Here is a 21083-nt window from a genome sequence, read left to right on the forward strand (position 1 = left end):
GATTTCAAGGTTTATTGAGCAGTTCGTCTGCTGCCAAAATCAGAAACAGGTAATCGGTGGTCCCCCCACCCAACACATATTCGGTCTGTTGCCAAAGAAATGGCCATTCCAACAGTTCTGGAAAGTCAGGGCGAATCAGGGCGGTACCAGAGCCGATGCCACCAGGGATAAAGGAAAAATCACCTCTATTCACCCCATAGGCTTGAGTTAGGGAACGAGACCCGACACCTGAGGCAAATGAGGAGGTATTGATACCAGGGTGTACCCCCAGGATGAAATTCATGGCATTGAGCAAATAGGTTTTTGGGAATATTTGGGGAAAACTGGTATGTAGGAAATACTGTCTCACTCCAAAGTTTTGGATGCCCCATCCCGCCCCCCAAATATTGGGCTCATAAGGTATTCCATATGGCGTTTTATTTCCCAAATCTTCCACTTCCTTAAAGTAACCATGTACGGAATCCGTAATTTTTTTATGGAAGGCCGGGTCGTCCACAAGGGGCAGCACTGGGCCCACTACCCATCCCAACCTTGAAACGGCACTGGCAATTGCATCAGCGTGTTCCACTAAATAATCAGCATATTTTTTATCCTTTGTGGTCTGTAAAAGTTCAACGGCCAGTCCTACTTTCAAAAGGGGGTTTTCCACTTCGGTCAAATCCCATATCTCAAGTGCTATGGATGAACAATCCTCTGCCAAAGTATCGTTGTACCCTTTTAGGGCCCTTGCCGTCGCGGTCAGGGCAGCAGCTGTTCCCAATTCCCTGAACGGGTTCTTTTCCGTAAACACCCATCGATCATCGGGAGCTCCGGACTGACCTAGGGCAATTTTGTTGTCTTCCACCTTATTTGAAAATATTTCGTTATCACTGTGGTTCAAGGGGTCCCCAAGCAACACATATTGCTCCAAGGTGGGTACGATGATCCCACGGTAGAATCGGCCCATGCTCTTGTATCCCCCAACGATGGACAATGCCCCATGCTCAATTTGCTGTAAAATATCCGGCTTCCCATCAGGGGTCAATAAATCCACCGTCCTCTGTGACTGGTCAATGGCGGTGTTGTCATAACCGACGGCAAAGATTTCGTAAATCTGGGAAAGCCCATGGATGGTTGAGGCCTGGGATTCTACCCGGAGGTCATAATCCCCCGCATCATGCCAACCCCCAATGTTGATTCCAGGAACATGCTCTCCCGATAGGTATTGGGTCAGGGTCTCGGGCCCTTGCAGATATCCATCGAAGTGATTGGTATTGGTTGGGGCCATTCGGGCGTCGTCCATGTGACAGAGTCCATGCCAAACCTTGTATCGGTCATTTACTTGCATGTGGCACATCTGTACGGGCAAAAAGTACTCCAAGGTGGGCTGCCAGATATGGCGCTGATAAACGGTGCTGCTTATTTGGAATGGATGCGTAGTGTATTGTCCGTAACCAATTTTGTACATACCGGGTTCCTTGATTCCCGAAAAGTCAAATTGGTAATAGCGGTATCTTAAAAAATCGCCCCAGGACTTTGGGGTCTCGGACAGGACCTCGTAGAGCGCCCCATTTTCTCCAATACGAAACAAATAAGCTCTCTCAACGGTTTCATCGGTTTTATCTGTTTCGATCACGGCAATTTTTTGCTGTGAAGGATGGTACCCCACCTGGGATACCTGTACAACAGGGCTATAGGTGAAATTTTCCAATGTTTTGGGTGTAACCAACCACTGCACGGCATTTTTTGTGGCTCCAGGGGCGATCTGTGAACGCACAATGAACCATCCGTTGCTGTGTTGGGCACGTCCATCCAAAAGTTGTAGTGGGGATCCGTTCATGTTTTCAATGACCAGGGTCTGTTCAGGTGTTTCTGGGGCGATGACCAATTTCTTGCCCATGGCCAAGGGTTTGAGTTCATAAATGCCATGTGCATTTTTTGAGCCTGGACCATTGGCTTGGCGATTGAACAATCCAAAAGATCGGTCCATATAATATGACTTACCGAAGAGGATCCCGGGAAACAGTTCCAAGTTCATCCCCACCCTCCCTATCCATTCTTTGGGCAGGGGCTCATCAAGATCAACAATTATCTTAAAGGATTCACCAGATGGCACAATTTTTAAGGTGTAAGCGAAATTCAGGTCAGGGTAATCAATGGGGTTAAACCCTTTTTTGTTTTTGGATTCATCGGGATATGCCATCCTAATGCTGATCTCCTGTTGTTCGCGATCTACCATTCGCTCACCCACCTTAGGAACGGGTTGCCATTGTCCAGGAGTGGCTTCAAGGCGGAGGTCACCATTGGTGGCCACCCGGATGCCGTTTTGAATGATGCCAACACCCCCTTGGTGGCTTTCAGGGTAGAAATCATGGGCAAGCATCACATTGGCGCCCCTACGCTCCAGATACTCCGAATCGTTGATGATAAAATCTTGGTTTTGGAGTTCATTAGAGCTTTGGGCATGTCCCAGTGCGATAGTGAAAAAAAGAAAAACAAATGGGAAAGACTTCATGGTTGGCCAATAATTCAGGTAAAATTATGGGATACACCATGCAACTGTCAATATTATTTTGTCAATATAGAGTATGATTTTTTCAAGAATATTTAAAATATAAGGATTATTATATCTTTATTGTTAATTATATCTCGTATGAAAACTATTTGGACCCTATCTTTTTTTACCATTATACTGATGTTGGCCTGTACAACCGATAAAGGAAAAAAACCTATCAGTCACGATATGGCACTGGAATTCCAAATCGCGGCCAACGATGATCTACTTGATAAATGGTATCCCTTGGTGTTGGATACTGTGGATGGTGGCTTTTATAGTGAAGTGACCTTTGATTTTAAGTTAGGGGAACGTCACCACAAGATGATCGTTACCCAAGCCAGGCATATCTGGACCACTGCAACCGCAGCAATCCACAATGGTAATAATGAAAAGGAATATCTTTCCTATGCAGAACACGGATTCAAATTTTTACGTGATCATATGTGGGACGGAAAAAATGGAGGGTTCCATAATTTGGTGACCAAAAAGGGAAAGCCCATAGTTCGTCCGGGCGAGGCCAAAACTGCATACGGCAACTCATTTGCAATTTATGGATTGGCCACTTATTTTGCAGCTTCAAAAAATGGGGAAGCATTGGATTTGGCCAAAAAGGCTTTTCGTTGGTTGGAAGAACATAGCCATGATAGTATATATAAAGGATATTATCAATCCATGGACATTAGTGGAACACCCATTGCAAGAACTGGAGATTTTCCATCGACATCGGATATTGGGTATAAAGACCAAAACAGTTCAATACATCTCTTGGAGGCGTTGACGGCTCTTTACAAAGTATGGCCAGATCCGTTACTGGGGGAACGGGTAGAAGAACTCCTTGTTTTAATACGGGACTCCATTACTTCAGATAAGGGGTATATGAATCTTTTCTTTGAGGCGGATTGGACACCAGTAACTTTTGTTGATGCTCCCAGGGATACCATTCAAAAGCATTATTATCTTGACCATGTTTCTTTTGGCCATGATGTAGAAACCGCGTATCTTATGTTGGAAGCTTCCGAGGCCCTTGGCGGTCTACAATTCGAACAAACGTTGAAAAAAGGAAAAATAATGGTGGACCACGCCATCAAGAATGGTTGGGACAACAAACTTGGGGGCTTCTATGATGGGGGATATTATTATGCGGGGGACGAAAAGCTGAGCATCGTGAATTATGATAAAAATTGGTGGTCGCAAGCAGAAGGTTTGAACAGCCTCTTGATGATGGATACTTACTTTCCAAAAGATTCCATAAATTACAAGGTGTATTTTGAAAAATTATGGCAGTACACCAGCATGTATATCATGGACGCCGATTATGGGGGTTGGTATGAGTGGGGAATTGACACCAGACCAGAAACCAAGCTTGAGCCCAAAGGCCATATTTGGAAAGGCACTTACCACAATTATAGAGCACTTGTCAATTGTGCGGCCCGAATTGAAAAAAATAATATGGATTGATTTTCAAGTAATCGTCCATGGTTGTCCAAAATAGGGATGATCCATAATTAACTTTCAACCAAAATGGAAAATGAGCATCTTTTGAAAAACGTACACAGGGAGATAACCCCACTTGCGCCGGAGGATAGCTTTTTGGTATTTGATCGGTTAAAGCAAGATTTTGATTTTCCGATTCATTTCCATCCTGAGTTTGAACTCAATTTTATCAGTAATGGAAAAGGGGTAAGGCGCATCGTTGGGGACAACCTTGAGGAGATTGATGATATTGAACTGGTCCTCGTGGGCCCCAACTTGGTGCATGGTTGGGAAATGCATAGGTGCACGTCAAGGGATATCCATGAAATTACCATTCAGTTCCATGACGATCTTTTTGATGATAAATTACTTTCAAGGGCCATCTTTATACCCATCAGGGACATGTTCTATCGTGCAAATCATGGGATTCTTTTTTCCAAAAAGATTTCAACGGACATAATGCCTAGGATATTACGTCTTTCCAAAACTGCAAATATTGACTATTTTCTTGAACTCATCTCGATTTTGCACGATTTGGCCAATTCAAGAAATCAAAGATTGCTCTCCACGAATGTATCACAGTTGAATGATTTTGAGAACAGTAAAAAGATCAAGAAGGTATATGAGTATATCCAAGAGAACTATGACCGAAAAGTATCACTGGGTGAAATTTCCGATTTGGTTAATATGAGCGTGGTTTCCTTCAATCGTTTCATCAAGAAGCGAACAGGAAAAACATTCATTGAATATATCAATGATACCCGTATCAGCTATGCTTCCCGATGGTTGATAGAAACCGATCTGAGCATCGGTGAAATTGGGTACAAATGCGGGTTCAACAATATGGCGAACTTCAACAGAGTCTTCAAAAAGGTCAAAGGTACGACCCCAAGTTTATACAGGGCTGAATTTATAGGTATCAAAAGAGTGCTATGAAAGTATTGCGCAAAATATGTAAGCCGGTCTTACCGGTCTTGATAATTTTTCTGACTATGCATCTTGTGGGGTGTGGAAGGGGCAAAAAAGCTGTTGTTCCCCTCTTCGAGTCCGACGATTCTGCTTTTAGATTTCAAGGTAGATTTTTAAAAGAAGATGGCCATACCACTTTGATAAGCCCAGCTTCCGGTGTTGAGTTCAATGCTGTGGGGGATAGCCTGGAACTGTTCCTCAAATCGGGCAACTCTCCGTACAACTATTTTTCCCTTTCCGTTGATGGAAGATACAGGGGCAGGTACCAAATTAACGGTGATTCCATAAATAGAATTGCCATCGCATTGCCCGCTGGTAGGTCCGAATCCCATGAAATAGCCCTTTACAAGGAACGGGAAGCATCAAATGGCTCCATTCTTTTTTATGGTGCGAAAACTGAAAAAATAACATCGGCCAAAGTAAAGAGGAAAACAAAAATCGAGTTTATTGGAGATTCCATTACCTGTGGTATGGGAGCGGATCTGACCACCGTGCCCTGTGGAAAGGGGGAGTGGTTTGACCAACACAATGCCTATTTCGCTTTTGGGCCAAGGGTTGCGAGAGCACTCAACGCTGATTATTTATTGAGCTCGGTATCCGGCATAGGGATGTACAGGAATTGGAATGACGAGAACCTTGAGGAACCCATTATGCCAGAGGTCTATGACAATCTTTTTTTAAATTCCGACAGTGCGTATCAATATACCTTTGACCATGTTCCTGACATCATTTGTATATGTCTGGGGACCAATGATATGTCCGAAGGTGATGGGTCTAAGCCTAGATTGCCTTTCAGCAGGAAAATGTTTGTGACCAGTTGTATTGCATTTACGGAACACTTATTTGGGATTCACCCAAATACCCAATTGGTGCTGCTCAATTCTCCCATGGTTTCTGGCGACAAGGGAAACGTGCTTCTGGAAAGTCTTCAGGAAATCAAGGACCATTATCAAGATACACGAAAAGTATCCATTTTTCAATTTGGGGAGATGAGTCCAAACGGGTGTACATCACACCCAAGCGTTGAAGTTCACAAGGTCATGGCCTACCAATTACGGCCCTTTCTAAAACAAATACTTTGAAATTTATGGAACCCTATATTGCAGAAGCCAAACGTTACGATACCATGCCGTACAGAAGATGCGGAAAAAGCGGTTTGATGCTCCCCGCAATATCTTTGGGGCTTTGGCATAATTTCGGATATGTCGATTTATTTGAAGAGGGTAAAAAGATACTCCATGCCGCATTTGACAAAGGTGTGACCCACTTTGATCTAGCCAACAACTATGGTCCCCCGCCAGGATCTGCAGAAGAAAACTTTGGAAAGGTCATGAAGCAAAGCTTCTTGCCTTACAGGGATGAGATGATTATCTCCAGCAAAGCTGGATGGGGAATGTGGCCAGGTCCCTATGGTGATTGGGGATCCAAAAAGTACTTGGCAGCAAGTTTAGATCAAAGCCTAAAACGCATGGGTTTGGAGTATGTGGACATATTTTATCATCACAGACCAGACCCGGAAACCCCTTTGGAAGAGACCATGACAGCATTGGACCTTATAGTGCGGCAGGGAAAAGCACTTTATGTGGGGATTTCGTCCTATAACCACCACGATACTTTGAAGGCTTCAAAAATTTTAAAAAGTTTGGGCACTCCTTGCCTGATCCACCAACCCCGTTACAACATGATGGACCGCTGGGTAGAGGATGGTCTTATGGATGTTCTGGGCGATGAAGGTATTGGGTGCATTCCATTTTCACCCTTGGAACAAGGAATTCTCACGGACAAATACTTAAAATCAATCCCTAAAAATTCCAGGGCAGCCAAAAGCACAGGTTTTTTGCAGAAAGACACAATCACCGATAAAGTGCTTACGAAAGTGAAAAAACTGAACCAATTGGCAGGCAACAGGGGGCAGAGTTTAGCACAAATGGCAATTTCTTGGCTGTTAAAAGATGAGCGAGTGACCTCGGTACTGGTAGGTGTGAGCAGCACAAAACAACTGATAGACAATTTGGGCGCTTTACAAAACTTGCACTTTACCAATGATGAACTGGAAAAAATAGAGACAATCTTGAAGTAAAGAAACCCAAAAAAATTGAAGTCCCGTCCTTTGATTTTTCTATAGTACGTATACATTGATTTATTTCGAACAACTTTTCTTGAGATTCATAGACAATAGCTAAAATTGCTCCAATTTAATGAGGGGGGCCTTACTATAGTTAAGAATTGGGCGGTAGCCGGTACATTTCTGGCAGGTCATCTGCAAGAATCACCTTTGGTTTGGACACAAACTCCATAAAATCATTGGCACTGGGCAAACCGGGTACAGGTGTGCAATACTTGTCTTGATAATTATACCAAAACATGGTAAAACCAATCTTAACATCGTTATGGGTCAAGGCTTCAAAGAGGTTATTGGTAAAAAAACCTGGAATGGCCCCGTTTTCGATTAAAGTGACAAAATACCTTGTCTCGGTAAGTGAAGCTATTTTAACCCTTTCCTCTGTCAAGTCGGACACAATCTTTAGTTTTTGGTTCGCCCTTTCAACACCAGCTTGGCCTTGATTATTGAAATTCCCATAATTGTCCATTCCCATGATAGCCACAAAGTCATCCCTGGAATATCGTGCCAAGTATTCGCTTTCTGAAAAAAATCGGTTATCTGGTGAAAAAGCAAAGAGCATGTTGTTCACAGACAAGGTGTTTTTAAGGTATGTTACCGTTAACTGCCAAAGCTGTACATATTCTTCGATGGTGCAAAAGGATTGCCCCCACCAAAACCAATCACCATCAAATTCATGGAAAGGCCTGAAGATGATGGGGACCAATGCACCATTGGAACCCACCAAGCTCTCGGTGAACGATGTTATTTTATCAAGCTTTAGCTTATAGTAGTCATGGTTTTCACCTCCCGGCAAGATACTTTTCAGGGCATTTTCCCTTTGAAATTGGGTCATTTCATTTGTATAGAAATGTTCGCCCCCAAAAGGTTCACGAAAGTACCAACAGAAACATTGACCAAACCCATATCAAAAGCCCTGAGGACGTCATCCCTGATCTGGTTTTCTTGTTGGAAAAACCAATTGGAAGGGGTTCCATCGTTAAGATCGTCCGTAATGAACATGAAGTCCGACCCCAATAGTCCTGGATCGCTCCCGGTCATTTTTTTGATATCAGAATCCCCGGCATTATCTTGATAGAAGCTGCTGAATGCATCTTGCTGACCTACAATAAAACTATTTTGTGAAAGCAATTTTAAATTGTAAAAGAGCACAACAGTCTCTTCTGTGGCATCTGGGTTTACCATGAAACTTCTGGTCTCCTCGGGTTCAAAGTCAAGTTCACCAGGTGGAAGTGGATTTTCCGGGGTTGGGTCTTCTTCAATGGGTTCAGGTTCATAAAAACCGGAATCCGAATCTTTGGAACAACTGCTCATTGTCATCGAAATAATTGTAACCAAAATAAGAAAGTATTGTTTAGTCATGGTCCAATCATTGGCACATTAAAATACAGGCACGGGTAGTATGGTAGGGGGCTTTCCACATACTCACCTTGTCTTCTTCTTTATAGGGCCGTCCTTCAGAATCGACCCTAAAATGCCATTCTCCATGCGCTTTATCGATCAAGAACTGTTTTGTGAATTCCCATATACCAATGGATTTTTCAATATAATCAGGATTTTGGGTCAGGGAATGGCCATATTTCAACCCGATAAGAGCCTCCACTTGGGGCCACCAATGTCTATCGGTGTCCAAATGGTTTGATACTGTGTCCCTTTCATTCATTACGGCCCCATCAGGATCCAAAGCTTCCAACAAAAAAGTGTCGATTACTTTAATGGCCGTTTCTTGGGTCTGTTGAACCAAGCTTTCATCGTTTAATGCTTTGGCCGCCTCAATGACCAGCCAGGCCGTTTCTATATCGTGCCCAAAGGAAATGGTAGTGCTCAGGAGGCTCCATTCTTTATCAAAAAAAAGATCATAGTGGTTTGACTTATTCAAAAACTTAAATTGAAAAAGGACAATCAACTCCCGCAGTGCATCACTAAGCTTTTGATGGTCATACACTTTCAATAAACTGGTGTAAGCTTCCAAAACATGCAGATGGGTGTTCATGGTCTTGGCAGCGTTCATATCCTTATCGCTCAAACGCATATCGGGTATGGGGGTCCAATCCTCGTAAAAAGCTTCATAATATCCCAAATTATGCCTGTCCCTTGCATAGGTTTCCAAATTTTCAAAAAGGGAAATGGCCCAATCCTTTGCTTCTTCCTTTTGGGAAAACAGGTAATACTCGGAGAGCGCATAAATGGCAAAGGCCTGGGCATACACTTGCTTTCTTGTATTGAGAGGATTTCCGTTATGATCTACTTCCCAAAAAACACCTTTATGGCCTTTATCTTTGAAATAGGTCTTTAAATAGGTGTAGGCCCTATTACAATTAGATTCGTATTTTTTTGATTTCAGGTAATTGGACGCAGCTGAAAAGGACCAGAGGATACGGGTATTCAGAATGATTCCCTTGGATGCTTTCGGCACAAGCTGGTTGTGAAAATCACGTTGCCCTACAAAGCCTCCGTATTGATCATCAATGCCAAAAGTTGACCAATACGTCAAAATATTGTCCAATTCACTGCGCAATTCATCTTTAAGTTCTTTGTAATCTTTGGACATGGGACGAATTAAACTTTAAACATTTTCTGTTTCTAATCAAGTTGTTCCCCAAGGGTGTCCCACCAGAATTTTTTGAGCAAAAGGATGCACAAGATCAATACGGCCAAAAGAATCAGTACCGGAATGTTTTGTCTGAATATCAAATACATGGGAAGCATTACCAAGACCGTTTGTGCCACAATACCTGTAAGTACGTTGAACATATCCCTTTTAAAATGGGTGTTTTTCTTGAAGCCTGGGTTTTCCATGCGAATATTGTCGCTTATGGGTTTCCAGAAGCCCCATGGCCTAACATCGGTATAAAACGAGCGCAAAACCTTTTCTTCAGTGGGCGGTGCGGAATAGGTTCCAATCACACATCCCAGTATGGAAGTTATCAGCAAAATCGGAAAGTAATACAGGTCTAGGGTTGCCGAAAAGACATAGGGAAGTATCAATGCTGGTACCATACCCGCAACCATTCCCCAAAAGAAACCATGGCCATTGAAACGCCACCAATGCCATTTTAAAATGTTGGCCACCACATAACTTCCAAAAAGAGCGGAAACCAACCATTGTAAGACCGAATTGACGTCTTCAACGAAGAAACCTAGGAAGATACTCACCAGGACAACTAAGATTCCAGAACCATAGTTCATGACCTTTACTTGTTTTGGGGTCACTTCCGTTTTTTTATGGTTAAGGTATATGTCATTGATCAGATAGGCCTGCGCCGCATTCAAGGTTCCTGCGAAAGTGGACATGAAAGCCGCCAAAAGTCCGGCCAAGAGCAGCCCCATTAGGCCCACAGGCGCGAATTCCTTTATGGCTGAGGGCAGGATCAATTCAAAATCGACCTCACCCGTGGCGGTGATCAAATCCAGTTTTTCATAATAGATCAAAGCAAGGGCTGCAAATCCGGCAATCATCAAATAGCGGATGGGCATGAGGATGACGGATACAAAACCACTCATTTTGGAAGCTTCCTTGGGGTTTTTGGCAGAAAGAATCTTCTGCATGTCATAATTGGGGGCTGGGCCAGCCAAACTCACCAAGATTCCTTTGAAAATCATCATCATAAAAAATATGGTAAAGAGACCATAACCATCAGACCTTATTTTTTCATTTACCTGAGGAATGATATTGGACCAATCAAGGTCCAGTTCCCAACCGAAAAAGGGAGTTCCCCATCCATCGGGAACGTTCAAGGGGTTGTTTCCTATGGCTACAAACCCCAAGTAACCGATGACTATGGCAGAAATTGTCATGATACCGAATTGCAGCACATCGGCCCAGACAATTCCGGACATCCCTCCTAAAAGTGAATAAAAAACGGCGAACAAGGTAAACACAACACCATAAAAGTGGGGCACATATGCAGCCGGGACGTCAAATGGAACATAATTTGCCAAAACTTCCCATGGGATAAAAATCTCCATGAATTTTCCCAATCCAATAAACCCATACGCCAAAAAACCGAGACAGCTCAAAAGGGCAAAGACCACCACAATGGTATGTGACAGTTTTCCACCTTTCCCGTTTCCAAAACGTGTCCTAATCCATTCAGCCCCGGTGGTCACATTGGACCTTCTCAGCCATTTGGACAAATACACCATTAAAAAAACTTGGTTGAAGATAGGCCAGAGCCATGGAATCCATGCACTTTTAATCCCATACACGAACATGAGGGTAACCAACCAAATAGTTCCAGATATATCAAACATGCCCGAAGCATTGGAAAGGCCTAACATGTACCATGGTATGGAGTTCCCGGCCAACAAATAGTCTTCCTTGCTCCTTTGGGCCCTTCTTCTTAGAATCAATCCAATGAAAATGGTCGCTAGCAAATATGTTGCAATGATCACAACATCTATGGTCCTAAGCATTCCTGTAAATCTTGGTTAACGGATATTCCATATCTAAAATTCTGTCTTTTATATGTTACGGGCCTAGGTTTTCTGAAAAAATATTTTAGCTAAATCGATTTTGTCAAATGGCCACCGATTTTACAATTATAACACCTTTTAAACCCAGCGTCATTTATGTATTCTAAACTTTAAAAGGTTAATTATTATTTATTTATTATCAAAACGAATTAAAAAAAGTGAGGTTTGCAATCCAAAAATAATTATTGGAATGCAGAACATATGATACTAATTTGTCATACTGGAATAGTATTCTGGCATGATGTGCTCGCACGGTTCAAAAGGTGATAAAGCCGAACATGTGAAATATTAAAAAAAAACACATAAAGTTTTGAAAACTTCCAAAATTATCAAGATTTAATGGGTAATTGACAAAATAATATTAGAAAAATAGCATCGGTACAATACTTTTGGTAATAAGAGAAATGATAACTACAGATTGGATGGTTATTGTACTGAGTTCTAAATAGGAAGGACTTCATAAATACCAGATTTTCAAGTTAGTTTAATCTTTTTTGAGTTAGTTTTTTTTACTTCAAGAGAAAACCCCGTGAAATCGGGGTTTTTTTCTATACAAAACATTCAATATGAACAATTTCAAGTCTATTTTTTATCGAATATCAAGAAGCATTTTCATTATTGGTCTTTTTTTGACTGTCACATTCTCTTGGGGTCAAAAATTTAATGGGCTTGCCAAAACCCCTCCTATGGGTTGGAACAGTTGGAACACTTTTGCCACTGATATCGATGAACGTCTTGTTATGGACACAGCGGATTTATTTGTCACCCTTGGTCTAAAAGATGTGGGTTATGAGTATATTGTTTTGGATGATGGATGGATGTCCAAAGAGCGTGATGAAAATGGTAATTTGGTAGCAGATCCACAAAAATTTCCAAACGGTATGAAGGCATTGGCCGACTATGTTCATGGCAAGGGTCTCAAATTTGGGCTTTATGGTTGTGCAGGCTCAAAAACATGTGCAGGATTTCCAGGGAATAGGGGACATGAATACCAAGATGCACGTTCTTTTGCGGCATGGGGAGTGGATTTCTTAAAATATGACTGGTGCAATACTGAAAATCTGAACGCACAAGGCGCTTATGAGACCATGAGAGACGCTTTGGCCAAATCCGGCCGCCCAATTCTTTTTAGCATTTGTGAATGGGGCAACAATCGACCATGGGACTGGGCAGAAAATGTGGGGCACATGTGGCGGGTGTCCGGAGATATTACAAATTGTTGGGATTGTGAGGTAGATCATGGTGGTTGGTCATCTTGGGGGGTATGGAAAATTATCAATATGCGAAAAAATATTCGACATGCAGCTGGACCCGGTCACTGGAACGATTTGGATATGATGGAGGTGGGCAATGGTATGACAGATGCAGAAGATAAAAGCCATTTAGCCATGTGGAGTATTATGGCATCTCCTTTGATTTTGGGCAATGATCTTAGAAAAGTAAATCCCAAGACCCTTGAAATATTGACAAATGACCAAGTAATAGGAGTCAATCAGGATCCTTTGGGAATACAAGGTTTTAAGGTATCAGATGATGATGGCATTGAAATTTGGGCAAAACCTTTGTCCAATGATGCTTGGGCGGTGGTTTTTGTGAACATGACGGACCAAGTTTTCGAATTGCAATATGACTGGCATCTGGGTGGTATTGAAGATAAGCTGAACGAACTTAGACTTAAAATTGACACATATCACTACACCATAGAGGACTTGTTCCAGCATAAAAAACTAGGTGATACTTCAAGAAAATTAAATACTGCTCTGGATAGTCACGATGTGTTAATGGTGTTGCTTGAGAAAAAGAATAAATCTTGAAAAAATACATTACTTATTGCCCTTGTCATAGCTCTGCAATTTCTTTTTGAAGTATTTTCCTTGCCTTGAAGGCGTGTAGCTGTCATCTGTATAGAGTCGTGGGGCCCATTGTTTGTCAAATACCCAGACCACATATGAAATTCCCCTTTCATCACAATATTCTGTTATGGCGTCGCCGTAGGATTCATCACTTATCACCGGTACATGTGCTCCGGGATCTTCTGGGCCGGAAAACCCCATTTCGGTTAGTATTACGGGATAGTTGTTCTTCACAAAACCCCAGTCCGCTGTCCATTTTTCCTCCCAAGGCTTTTCTCTCTTTTGGGGGTAGGGGTGACTTACATAGCCAATTCCTTCGACATCCAAAGGAGAGAATTTTACAGGTGTAAGGTCATAGGCCCAATTAAAGCCTGCCACAAGGGGAATGCCCTTGCCACCATTGGCCCTAAGGATGGTGATAATTTCCTTATTTATTTTTTTCCATTCTTCCCAGGTCACTGTACCGAACCTATTGTTGAATGTTGTAGGCTCATTGTAAAGCTCATAAAATGCAACTACGGGATTTTCACCATAACGTACTGCAATGTTCCTCCAAAAATTGAAGGTTTCTTTCATATCGGTATCGTACATATCAGCCAGATAAATGCCCGTTTTAAGGTTGCCTATGCTGTGCCAGTCCATAATTACGTAAAGCCCTTCTTCCCCCGCCCATCGGATGCCTTCATCCAAAAGTTGTAAATACTCTTTCTTGCCCCTTTCCCTGACCCGTGCTGGATGTACTGGAAATCGGACAAGGTTTGCCCCCCACCTTTTAATTTCCTGAAAGTAACTTTTGCTCCATAGACCATCCTTTTCCAATTTATCCGGATCACTTGAGCTCAGGCCACTAAAAACAATGGTCTTGCCATCTTCTGTTACAAAATTGTTGCCATCGACTGATATACGTTCCAACGGTTGTTGGGCAGTTATGAATGTACAGTTCACCATTAAAATGAAGAAATACGGTTTAATAAAATTTACCATGATCTTATGTTTGAGTGGTTAAAATATTCAAAAAAACCATCAATTTTCAATACGTTTTTGTCAATGTTCCGTAGAATAGATAGTTTATTGACCTTGAGAAAAGCAATGTCGGCCAAAAAGGGTATTTTGGTTAAACTTTCATGGTCTTTGTCGCGTGATAGTTTCAATAGAGATTAAGAGCATGGTAATGTAATATCATGAAATTCCGAAAACGTTTTAGATATCTCTTTTTAATATTGATGGCTGTTGGGGCGCTTTTTCTAGCTAGGAAGTATTTTAATTCAATGTACGAGAGTCCTTATATTTCTGTTGAACCAATTGCTATGCATGGAAGTGGTAAAGGGTTTGCGGGATCAAATAGGTGCATAGGCTGTCATAAGGATCTTTACCAATCCCATATAAAGACACCACACTTCTTAACCTCCAGAGAAGCTGATAGCGTCTCAATAGAGGGAAGCTTTATCCAAAACAATAGCTATTTGCTCAATGATGAGATTATTTTCATTATGAGATCCGAGGAGGATGGATTCTATCAAGAGGCATTTTCAAGGTTGGATAATGCTCTGATTGATTCCAAAAAAATGGACATAGTGATAGGTTCCGGGACCAAAGGACAATCTTATCTTAACTGGGAGGGTGATGATCTATACCAATTGCAGGTATCTTATTTTAAACCTTCCAAAAGTTGGGTCAACAGTCCAAACTATCCAAATGGCATTTTTGCACCAAATAGACCCATTCGGCAGCGCTGCCTTGAATGTCATGTCACTTTTGCAAAAAGCAGGAACACGTTCAACAAACCCCATTCATATGACAGGTCACAACTCATATATGGCATTGATTGTGAACGTTGCCACGGGCCTGGGAACGAACATGTAAACCACCACCTGTCCAATCCCAATGAGACGGAAGCCCTATATATTTTGTCGTATTCCGATTTATCACAAAAACAAAGACTGCAATCCTGTGCCCTTTGTCACTCGGGAACCCAAAGGCACAGGGAAGAGATTCCCTTTTCATTTATGACCGGTGATACCCTAATGGATTTTCCCAATCCTGAATATGACAGCAGCAGTTTGGAGTCGTTGGATGTGCATGGAAACCAATATGGTCTACTTTTGGCGAGCGCATGTTTTAAAGGGAGTAAGAGTATGGATTGTGTCAGTTGCCATGACCCTCACAAAAATCAGCGGGGCGACCTTAAAATGTTCAATGCCAAATGTATTGCCTGTCACCAAGGGACCGGGCCGGGCGGGGAAATCCCATGTAGTATTGAAATGGACTTGAGAAAATCCAAGGACAACAATTGTGTGGAGTGCCATATGCCACTAACCCCCTCCAAATCCATGTCGATTTATGATTCAAAAGATTCCTTGCTCGTCCCCGTAGAGATCAGGACACATTTAATAGGAATTTACGAATGACAAAGAACAGGAAAACTCATGCAAATATGAACTCAAATTTAAACAAGACTATGGATAAATCAACTTTTTGGATCGGTATATTATCGATGATTGTTATTATGGGATGTAGATCAAAAAAGCCCGAAAACAATTGGGAGAATCTTTTTAATGGTACGGACCTATCGGGTTGGGACACTTATATCGGGGCAGAATTTTCAGGAGGTGATTGGGAGGATTGGACAAAAGGGGAAAGGTTGGGTCTCAATAATGACCCGGATAAAGTGTTCAAAGTAGATATTTTAGATGGGGAACCTGTTATTCACATATCCGGAAAACGATTTGGGGGGCTTTCAACCCATCGGGAATTCCAAAATTACCATTTACAAATGGAATTCAAATGGGGTACCCATAAATATGCTCCCAAGGAAAATGCTCCCAAGGACAGTGGGTTACTTTACCATGCCGTAGGAGAACATGGGGCAGATAGTGGATTTTGGATGCGTTCCCAGGAATTTCAGATACAAGAGGGGGATACCGGAGATTATTGGGGGTGTGCAGGTGCAACTTTCGATGTACCGGTCAGACTTGAAGAAAATAATTTCATTTATGACCCAATGGGTGAGCTGCTACATTTTTCACCTGACAATGAACGTGGAAGACATGTGGTAAAGTCAACTGATGCTGAAAAACCTTCTGGTGAGTGGAACACTATCGATTTGTTTTGTTTTGAAGGGACTGCCATTCATGTAATCAATGGAAAGAAAAACATGATACTCTACAATTCTTCCCAAATCAATACTGCGGGCAATGAAATGCCGTTGGTGAAGGGAAAAATACAAATGCAATCAGAAGGAGCCGAAATATATTTTAAGAACATACGAATCAGGACTTTAAAAGAGTTGCCCAAAAAGTATTTAAGATAATTGCCCTTAAATTATTTGATCATGTGGAATTTCAGACCTCGTGGACCAAATGTGATTATTTTGTTGGTTCCGATTTACGTATCTCACAAAGGTGTCATGCCATTATACGTTCCCTAAGGTCCTTTATGATTATAAAAAGCACGGCCATTTCATTTCATTTCCAAATCAATATCAGCGGTCCATGTGGGCAATTAGTGTAATTATCTCAGGTTCGTTAAAAAGGATCTCTTTGTTTTTTATAGGGTTGCAGGGCCGCACCTTGATATCCCTTTTACGGGTCTTTGACCTATCAATGTAATTTAGGATGGAACTCATAACCCCCATCAGTCCTTGCACTAGGGATAGAAAATAGAGATTTATCAACCACATAGTTCATAAAATGAACCGTATTAGGCTGTATGTGATGATTGTAAATTTTCGAACTCCAAAAGCTTGGAACCATGGATCATTTCATCAAGTAATTGAGAATTTTAATAGCGTGAAGGAACTCTTAAATTTAATCGGTAGTATCCTAAATTCAACCATCGCTCGTGCAAATTTTCTTCAAAATCACAAAAGAAGGATAATCCCTTGTTCATTGCCATGATCGTGGCGCTATTCATTATAGCCTACTTTTCAGGACTTGGTCTGTGCTTACCAAGTTTGTTAAATTCAAATCAATAACCTATAAATATCTTTAAATAGTATTAATTTAGCGTGGAAAGTATATCGATATGGTCAAAAGTTACCTATTCGGTTACCTTTTTTGAAGAAATACGCGTAACATATTGGTCTATAGTTGGATACTGAAAATTTATTGGGTCAGTCATCCCGACTTACCTTATTTAAGTAAAATCAAAACACTGTTAATCTTATGATTTTCAGTGTTTTGTGTTTTTAGGCATATCGTTTGAATTCATTTAAAACCATCTAAAATCATATCAGGCGTGTTCCCATCGGGAGCAAACACTTACAGTTCTTGTTGTAACTTTAAATGACTTTTAGAACCATTTTTCTTGTGTTTTGACTTTCACAGTATTCACACTCTAAAAGGTTACAACATGCAGAAAAACAATCGTTTAACAATCAATTTCTTTACAAGAAAGCACAAGGTTCAATCCGAGAACCTAATTGTCTATTGCAGGATCACCATAGACGGTGAGCGCACCGATTTTAGCATAAATCGGGAGATAAAAGCCAATTTATGGGACAATAACCGTAAAAGGGGCAAGGGTTTTTCTAGTTATGTGATTTCCCTGAACAAGTACCTAGACCAAATTTATACAGGACTACATGAGGCCCATCGATTAATGATGGCAGAAGAAAAAGTAATAACTCCACTATCTATCAAAGCAAGATTTTTTGGGGAAGATGAGGGCGGAAAAACATTGAAACAATTGATTGCCTACCACAATGGAACCATGCACACTTCTTTACGTCCGGGAACCAGAAAGAATTACCACATCACAGAAAGATGCATAGGCATATTTTTACAAGAGGAATATGGGGTTGAGGATATAAAGCTTAAAAAGTTGAACTATCGTTTCATATCCGACTTTGAACAATACCTTAGAAAGTACAGACCATCTACACGAACAAAATGCACAAATAATGGTGCCATGAAGCACATGGAACGGCTTAAGAAAATGTCGAGGTTGGCCGTTCGGTTGGATTGGATAACGAAAGACCCTTTTGAAAACTATAAACTACGTTTTGAGAAAACCGAACGGGAATATTTGACAAAACGGGAATTGAGGTTGATTGAAGAAACCACGTTCACTAAGGATGGGGTTGAGAAATGTAAGGATGTGTTTCTTTTCTCGTGCTATACTGGTCTATCCTATATCGATGTCAAGGCATTGACCCCAGACCACCTAATTAAAGGAATCGATGGTAATGAATGGTTGTTTACCAAAAGGATAAAGACGGACGAAAAACTTAAAATCCCCCTACTACCGCAAGCAAAGGAAATCATCAAGAAATATGAAGATTCAGCCGAAAGAAGAATAGCGAAAGTCCTATTGCCTGTTTATAGCAATCAAAAGGTCAATTATTACTTAAAGGAAATCAGCAGAACCTGCAAGATTTACAAGAAAGTGACATTCCATACAGCAAGGCACACTTTTGCAACAACGATAACCTTGTCCAATGGAGTCCCTATAGAAACTGTCTCAAAGATGCTCGGCCATACCAAATTGTCCACTACCCAGATCTATGCCAGGGTATTGGAACACAAGATAGGTGAGGACATGCAAAACCTAATAAATCATATGCAAACTAGCCGATCAGCCGAAGGATGATAAGGATGTATTTCTTCTGTCCCGCTTGCGGGACGTAGGAATAGCAAGAGGGTGATGCGCAGATTGCGCCATCACGGTTGTTTTCGGGTCTTCAACGAGTTGAAAACCAGTTAATTGAACAGATTTTGGAATACTGCACATAATCAGGGGCTACAGTAGACTTTTCCGAAATCTACAGTAAACCCTTTGGGAAGCCCAATAAACACTGGAAATTTTTGACGAAAAAATTGACGCATTTTCACTAAAAAACAAAATCACACCTATGGAAAAGCAATCAGCAATTGGTAGAACAAAGAAAGGGAGCGGTGGTTGTTCCAATATCACCGTAAAGAAGGAAACAGCCACACGCTTTCGCAGTTATTCTAAAAAGTTTAACAGATCGCATAGTGAAGTATTGGACGGGATGATACAATACTTCAAGGAGAACAACCTTGACCCTTTTGGAGAGGGAACAAAGATCATCCTTGACAGCATCAAAAAACTGGAGCGTCAGATGATGAAAAAATTTGATAGGCTCATCGCCATTATCAAGAACATGGAAAAGACCAGTATCCGGCCCACCTATGAAATGATGCTCATTCTTTACGAGGCCTATGTAAAGGATGGAAGGAAACCGAGAAGGGAACCTATCCAAATTCAGGAAGAGCGAATGGATTTTTTGGAGCCTAGGAATACTGTTCCAAAAGTGGAGCACGAGAGAATGCTGCAAGAATTCAATGAATATAAAAAACGCTGCAATGAAATGCTCAACAGCGTTGAAAAGGTGGAACCCATGATGGGAAAACCATATCTAAAGATCAATATGGGCTTTGGGGATTTTGAAAGCCTGAAACATCAATTAAGATAACGCCCATGTACCTTATCATCTCAGCACAGAAAATGGGCAGTACCTATAACTCCAGTGTAGGGAACTATGTGGACTATCTGGAAAAGGAAAACGAGGACAGGTTGCCCGAACAGAGGGAGGAATTCTTTGACCAAGAGAACGACAGCGTAAGTCCTCAAACGGTCATCGATGAAATAGATGCCAATACGGCCAAACTGAGACAGAAAGATCCAAAATTCTACTCCATAGTGGTCAGTCCCAACCAAAGGGAGCTGAAGGCCATCGGCAATGACCCAAATCTGCTTAGGGAATATACAAGGAAGCTCATGGAGGACTATGCCAAGAGTTTCCATCGCAGCCAAGAGGTTAAGGCCGAAAACCTAAAGTATTATGCCAAGATCGAGCATGAGCGCACCTATCGGGGCTTCGATAAACAGGTACAGGAGAATGCCCCATACCGTGGCGAAATAGCAAGGCTCAGGAACGAGATACGAAAAGTGGAACGGGGCGAATCCATTGGGAATGTCAAAGAGCTTGAAAAAAGAATCAAAGAGCAAGAAAGATTGGCACCCCACAAACAGAACGGGCAACTGGTGGCCGCAGGGATGAAGAAAGAGGGGCCACAGACCCATATCCATATCATAGTCAGCAGAAGGGACATAACGAACACCTATACGCTTTCCCCAATGGCCAAGCACAAGGCATCCGAGGTTCAATTAAATGGAAAGACGGTCAAGAGAGGGTTTGATCGGGACAGTTTTTACCAAGCAGCCGAAAAGACCTTTGACAGGACAACTGGCTTCAAGAGGAACTATATGGATTCCTATGTGGGGAGAAAAGCCCATGCCAAGGAACCGGGCAAGTTCTTTGCCAAGGTTATGGGACTGCCCACCAAGGAAAAGGACATGGCCTTTAAATTGCTTAAAACGATGGGTATCAAAGCTCCCAGTATACCGACCAATAAAGTACAGATAGGGGTCAAAATCATCAAAGCCCTTGGAAGGGGTATCAATAAGGCAAGGGGAGCGGGTGAGGATATGGGCTACTGAGATTCAAAATGTAGGTTGCGCCCTACCGGGTTTTTGCTTCACGCTTATCTTCCCGATCGCTACAAAAACCCGATAGGATCCATGCGCAAAAGTTGAGGGTAGGATTTGGGGTTCTTTTTCTTATATTTTGAAACAGTTCGGTTTTAAGGGGAGCTTACACAAGGATTTTCAATTATTTTTTTCAGTTCTG

At 41.8% G+C, this 21083-nt stretch carries 16 protein-coding genes; 10 read left to right on the top strand and 6 right to left on the bottom strand.

Annotated features, from left to right (window positions below; all coding sequences use genetic code 11):
- Window positions 1–4: 4 nt before the first annotated feature.
- Window positions 5–2494, bottom strand: coding sequence for a glycoside hydrolase family 9 protein (locus tag J0X14_RS07870; protein WP_207097209.1), 2490 nt, complete (start codon window positions 2492–2494; stop codon window positions 5–7).
- 138 nt (window positions 2495–2632) lie between these two features.
- Here J0X14_RS07870 and J0X14_RS07875 point away from each other — a divergent pair, with 138 nt between their 5' ends.
- The 4 genes from J0X14_RS07875 to mgrA all read left to right on the top strand — a co-directional run bounded on the left by J0X14_RS07875 (window position 2633) and on the right by mgrA (window position 7058).
- Window positions 2633–3994: an AGE family epimerase/isomerase gene (locus tag J0X14_RS07875; RefSeq protein ID WP_242527951.1), complete on the top strand. Its 1362-nt coding sequence runs from the start codon at window positions 2633–2635 to the stop codon at window positions 3992–3994.
- Window positions 3995–4075: 81 nt separating this feature from the next.
- Entirely contained in the window at window positions 4076–4945 is an 870-nt protein-coding gene (locus J0X14_RS07880; RefSeq protein WP_317194434.1) for an AraC family transcriptional regulator, read from the top strand.
- Between the two features lie 56 nt (window positions 4946–5001).
- Window positions 5002–6060, top strand: coding sequence for an SGNH/GDSL hydrolase family protein (locus J0X14_RS07885; RefSeq protein ID WP_207097211.1), 1059 nt, complete (start codon window positions 5002–5004; stop codon window positions 6058–6060).
- 5 nt (window positions 6061–6065) lie between these two features.
- Complete coding sequence (gene mgrA, locus J0X14_RS07890; protein ID WP_207097520.1) at window positions 6066–7058, top strand: L-glyceraldehyde 3-phosphate reductase; 993 nt, start codon at window positions 6066–6068, stop codon at window positions 7056–7058.
- Between the two features lie 139 nt (window positions 7059–7197).
- Here the strand turns inward: mgrA and J0X14_RS07895 are convergent, their stop codons facing one another.
- Genes J0X14_RS07895 through J0X14_RS07910 form a run of 4 tightly spaced genes read right to left on the bottom strand, consistent with a single transcriptional unit; the run spans window position 7198 to window position 11516 of the window.
- Window positions 7198–7935, bottom strand: a complete 738-nt coding sequence (locus J0X14_RS07895; protein WP_242527952.1) for a glycoside hydrolase family 26 protein — start codon at window positions 7933–7935, stop codon at window positions 7198–7200.
- Window positions 7932–8414: a hypothetical protein gene (locus J0X14_RS07900; RefSeq protein ID WP_207097212.1), complete on the bottom strand. Its 483-nt coding sequence runs from the start codon at window positions 8412–8414 to the stop codon at window positions 7932–7934. Before J0X14_RS07900 ends, J0X14_RS07895 begins: the two co-directional genes overlap by 4 nt.
- A gap of 55 nt (window positions 8415–8469) precedes the next feature.
- Window positions 8470–9651, bottom strand: a complete 1182-nt coding sequence (locus tag J0X14_RS07905) for an AGE family epimerase/isomerase (protein WP_207097213.1) — start codon at window positions 9649–9651, stop codon at window positions 8470–8472.
- 32 nt (window positions 9652–9683) lie between these two features.
- Window positions 9684–11516, bottom strand: coding sequence for a sodium:solute symporter family protein (locus tag J0X14_RS07910; protein ID WP_207097214.1), 1833 nt, complete (start codon window positions 11514–11516; stop codon window positions 9684–9686).
- 626 nt (window positions 11517–12142) lie between these two features.
- On the opposite strand from J0X14_RS07910, the gene J0X14_RS07915 reads away from it, so the two are divergent.
- Window positions 12143–13390 carry an alpha-galactosidase gene (locus J0X14_RS07915; RefSeq protein WP_207097215.1) on the top strand — a complete coding sequence of 416 codons (1248 nt, stop codon included), beginning with the start codon at window positions 12143–12145 and terminating at the stop codon, window positions 13388–13390.
- Window positions 13391–13399: 9 nt separating this feature from the next.
- Here J0X14_RS07915 and J0X14_RS07920 read toward each other — a convergent pair whose 3' ends face one another.
- A complete protein-coding gene (locus J0X14_RS07920; protein ID WP_207097216.1) occupies window positions 13400–14413 on the bottom strand; it encodes a glycoside hydrolase family 5 protein in 1014 nt (337 codons plus the stop codon).
- A 506-nt stretch (window positions 14414–14919) separates the two neighbouring features.
- Between J0X14_RS07920 and J0X14_RS07925 the strand changes: the two genes are divergently transcribed.
- From J0X14_RS07925 to mobB, 5 genes are all read left to right on the top strand, one after another.
- Window positions 14920–15837 carry a multiheme c-type cytochrome gene (locus J0X14_RS07925; RefSeq protein WP_207097217.1) on the top strand — a complete coding sequence of 306 codons (918 nt, stop codon included), beginning with the start codon at window positions 14920–14922 and terminating at the stop codon, window positions 15835–15837.
- A gap of 26 nt (window positions 15838–15863) precedes the next feature.
- A complete protein-coding gene (locus J0X14_RS07930) occupies window positions 15864–16739 on the top strand; it encodes a DUF1080 domain-containing protein (RefSeq protein WP_207097218.1) in 876 nt (291 codons plus the stop codon).
- A gap of 1040 nt (window positions 16740–17779) precedes the next feature.
- Window positions 17780–19018 (top strand): site-specific integrase, encoded by a 1239-nt coding sequence (locus J0X14_RS07935; protein ID WP_207097219.1) that lies wholly within the window; start codon window positions 17780–17782, stop codon window positions 19016–19018.
- Window positions 19019–19280: 262 nt separating this feature from the next.
- The gene (locus J0X14_RS07940) at window positions 19281–19865 is read left to right on the top strand and encodes a BfmA/BtgA family mobilization protein (protein WP_207097220.1); all 585 of its coding nucleotides are present in this window, start codon (window positions 19281–19283) and stop codon (window positions 19863–19865) included.
- 5 nt (window positions 19866–19870) lie between these two features.
- Complete coding sequence (mobB, locus tag J0X14_RS07945; RefSeq protein ID WP_207097221.1) at window positions 19871–20893, top strand: MobB family relaxase; 1023 nt, start codon at window positions 19871–19873, stop codon at window positions 20891–20893.
- The last annotated feature ends 190 nt before the right edge of the window (window positions 20894–21083 follow it).

Source organism: Allomuricauda sp. CAU 1633, from assembly GCF_017313225.1.
Taxonomy (GTDB): domain Bacteria; phylum Bacteroidota; class Bacteroidia; order Flavobacteriales; family Flavobacteriaceae; genus Flagellimonas.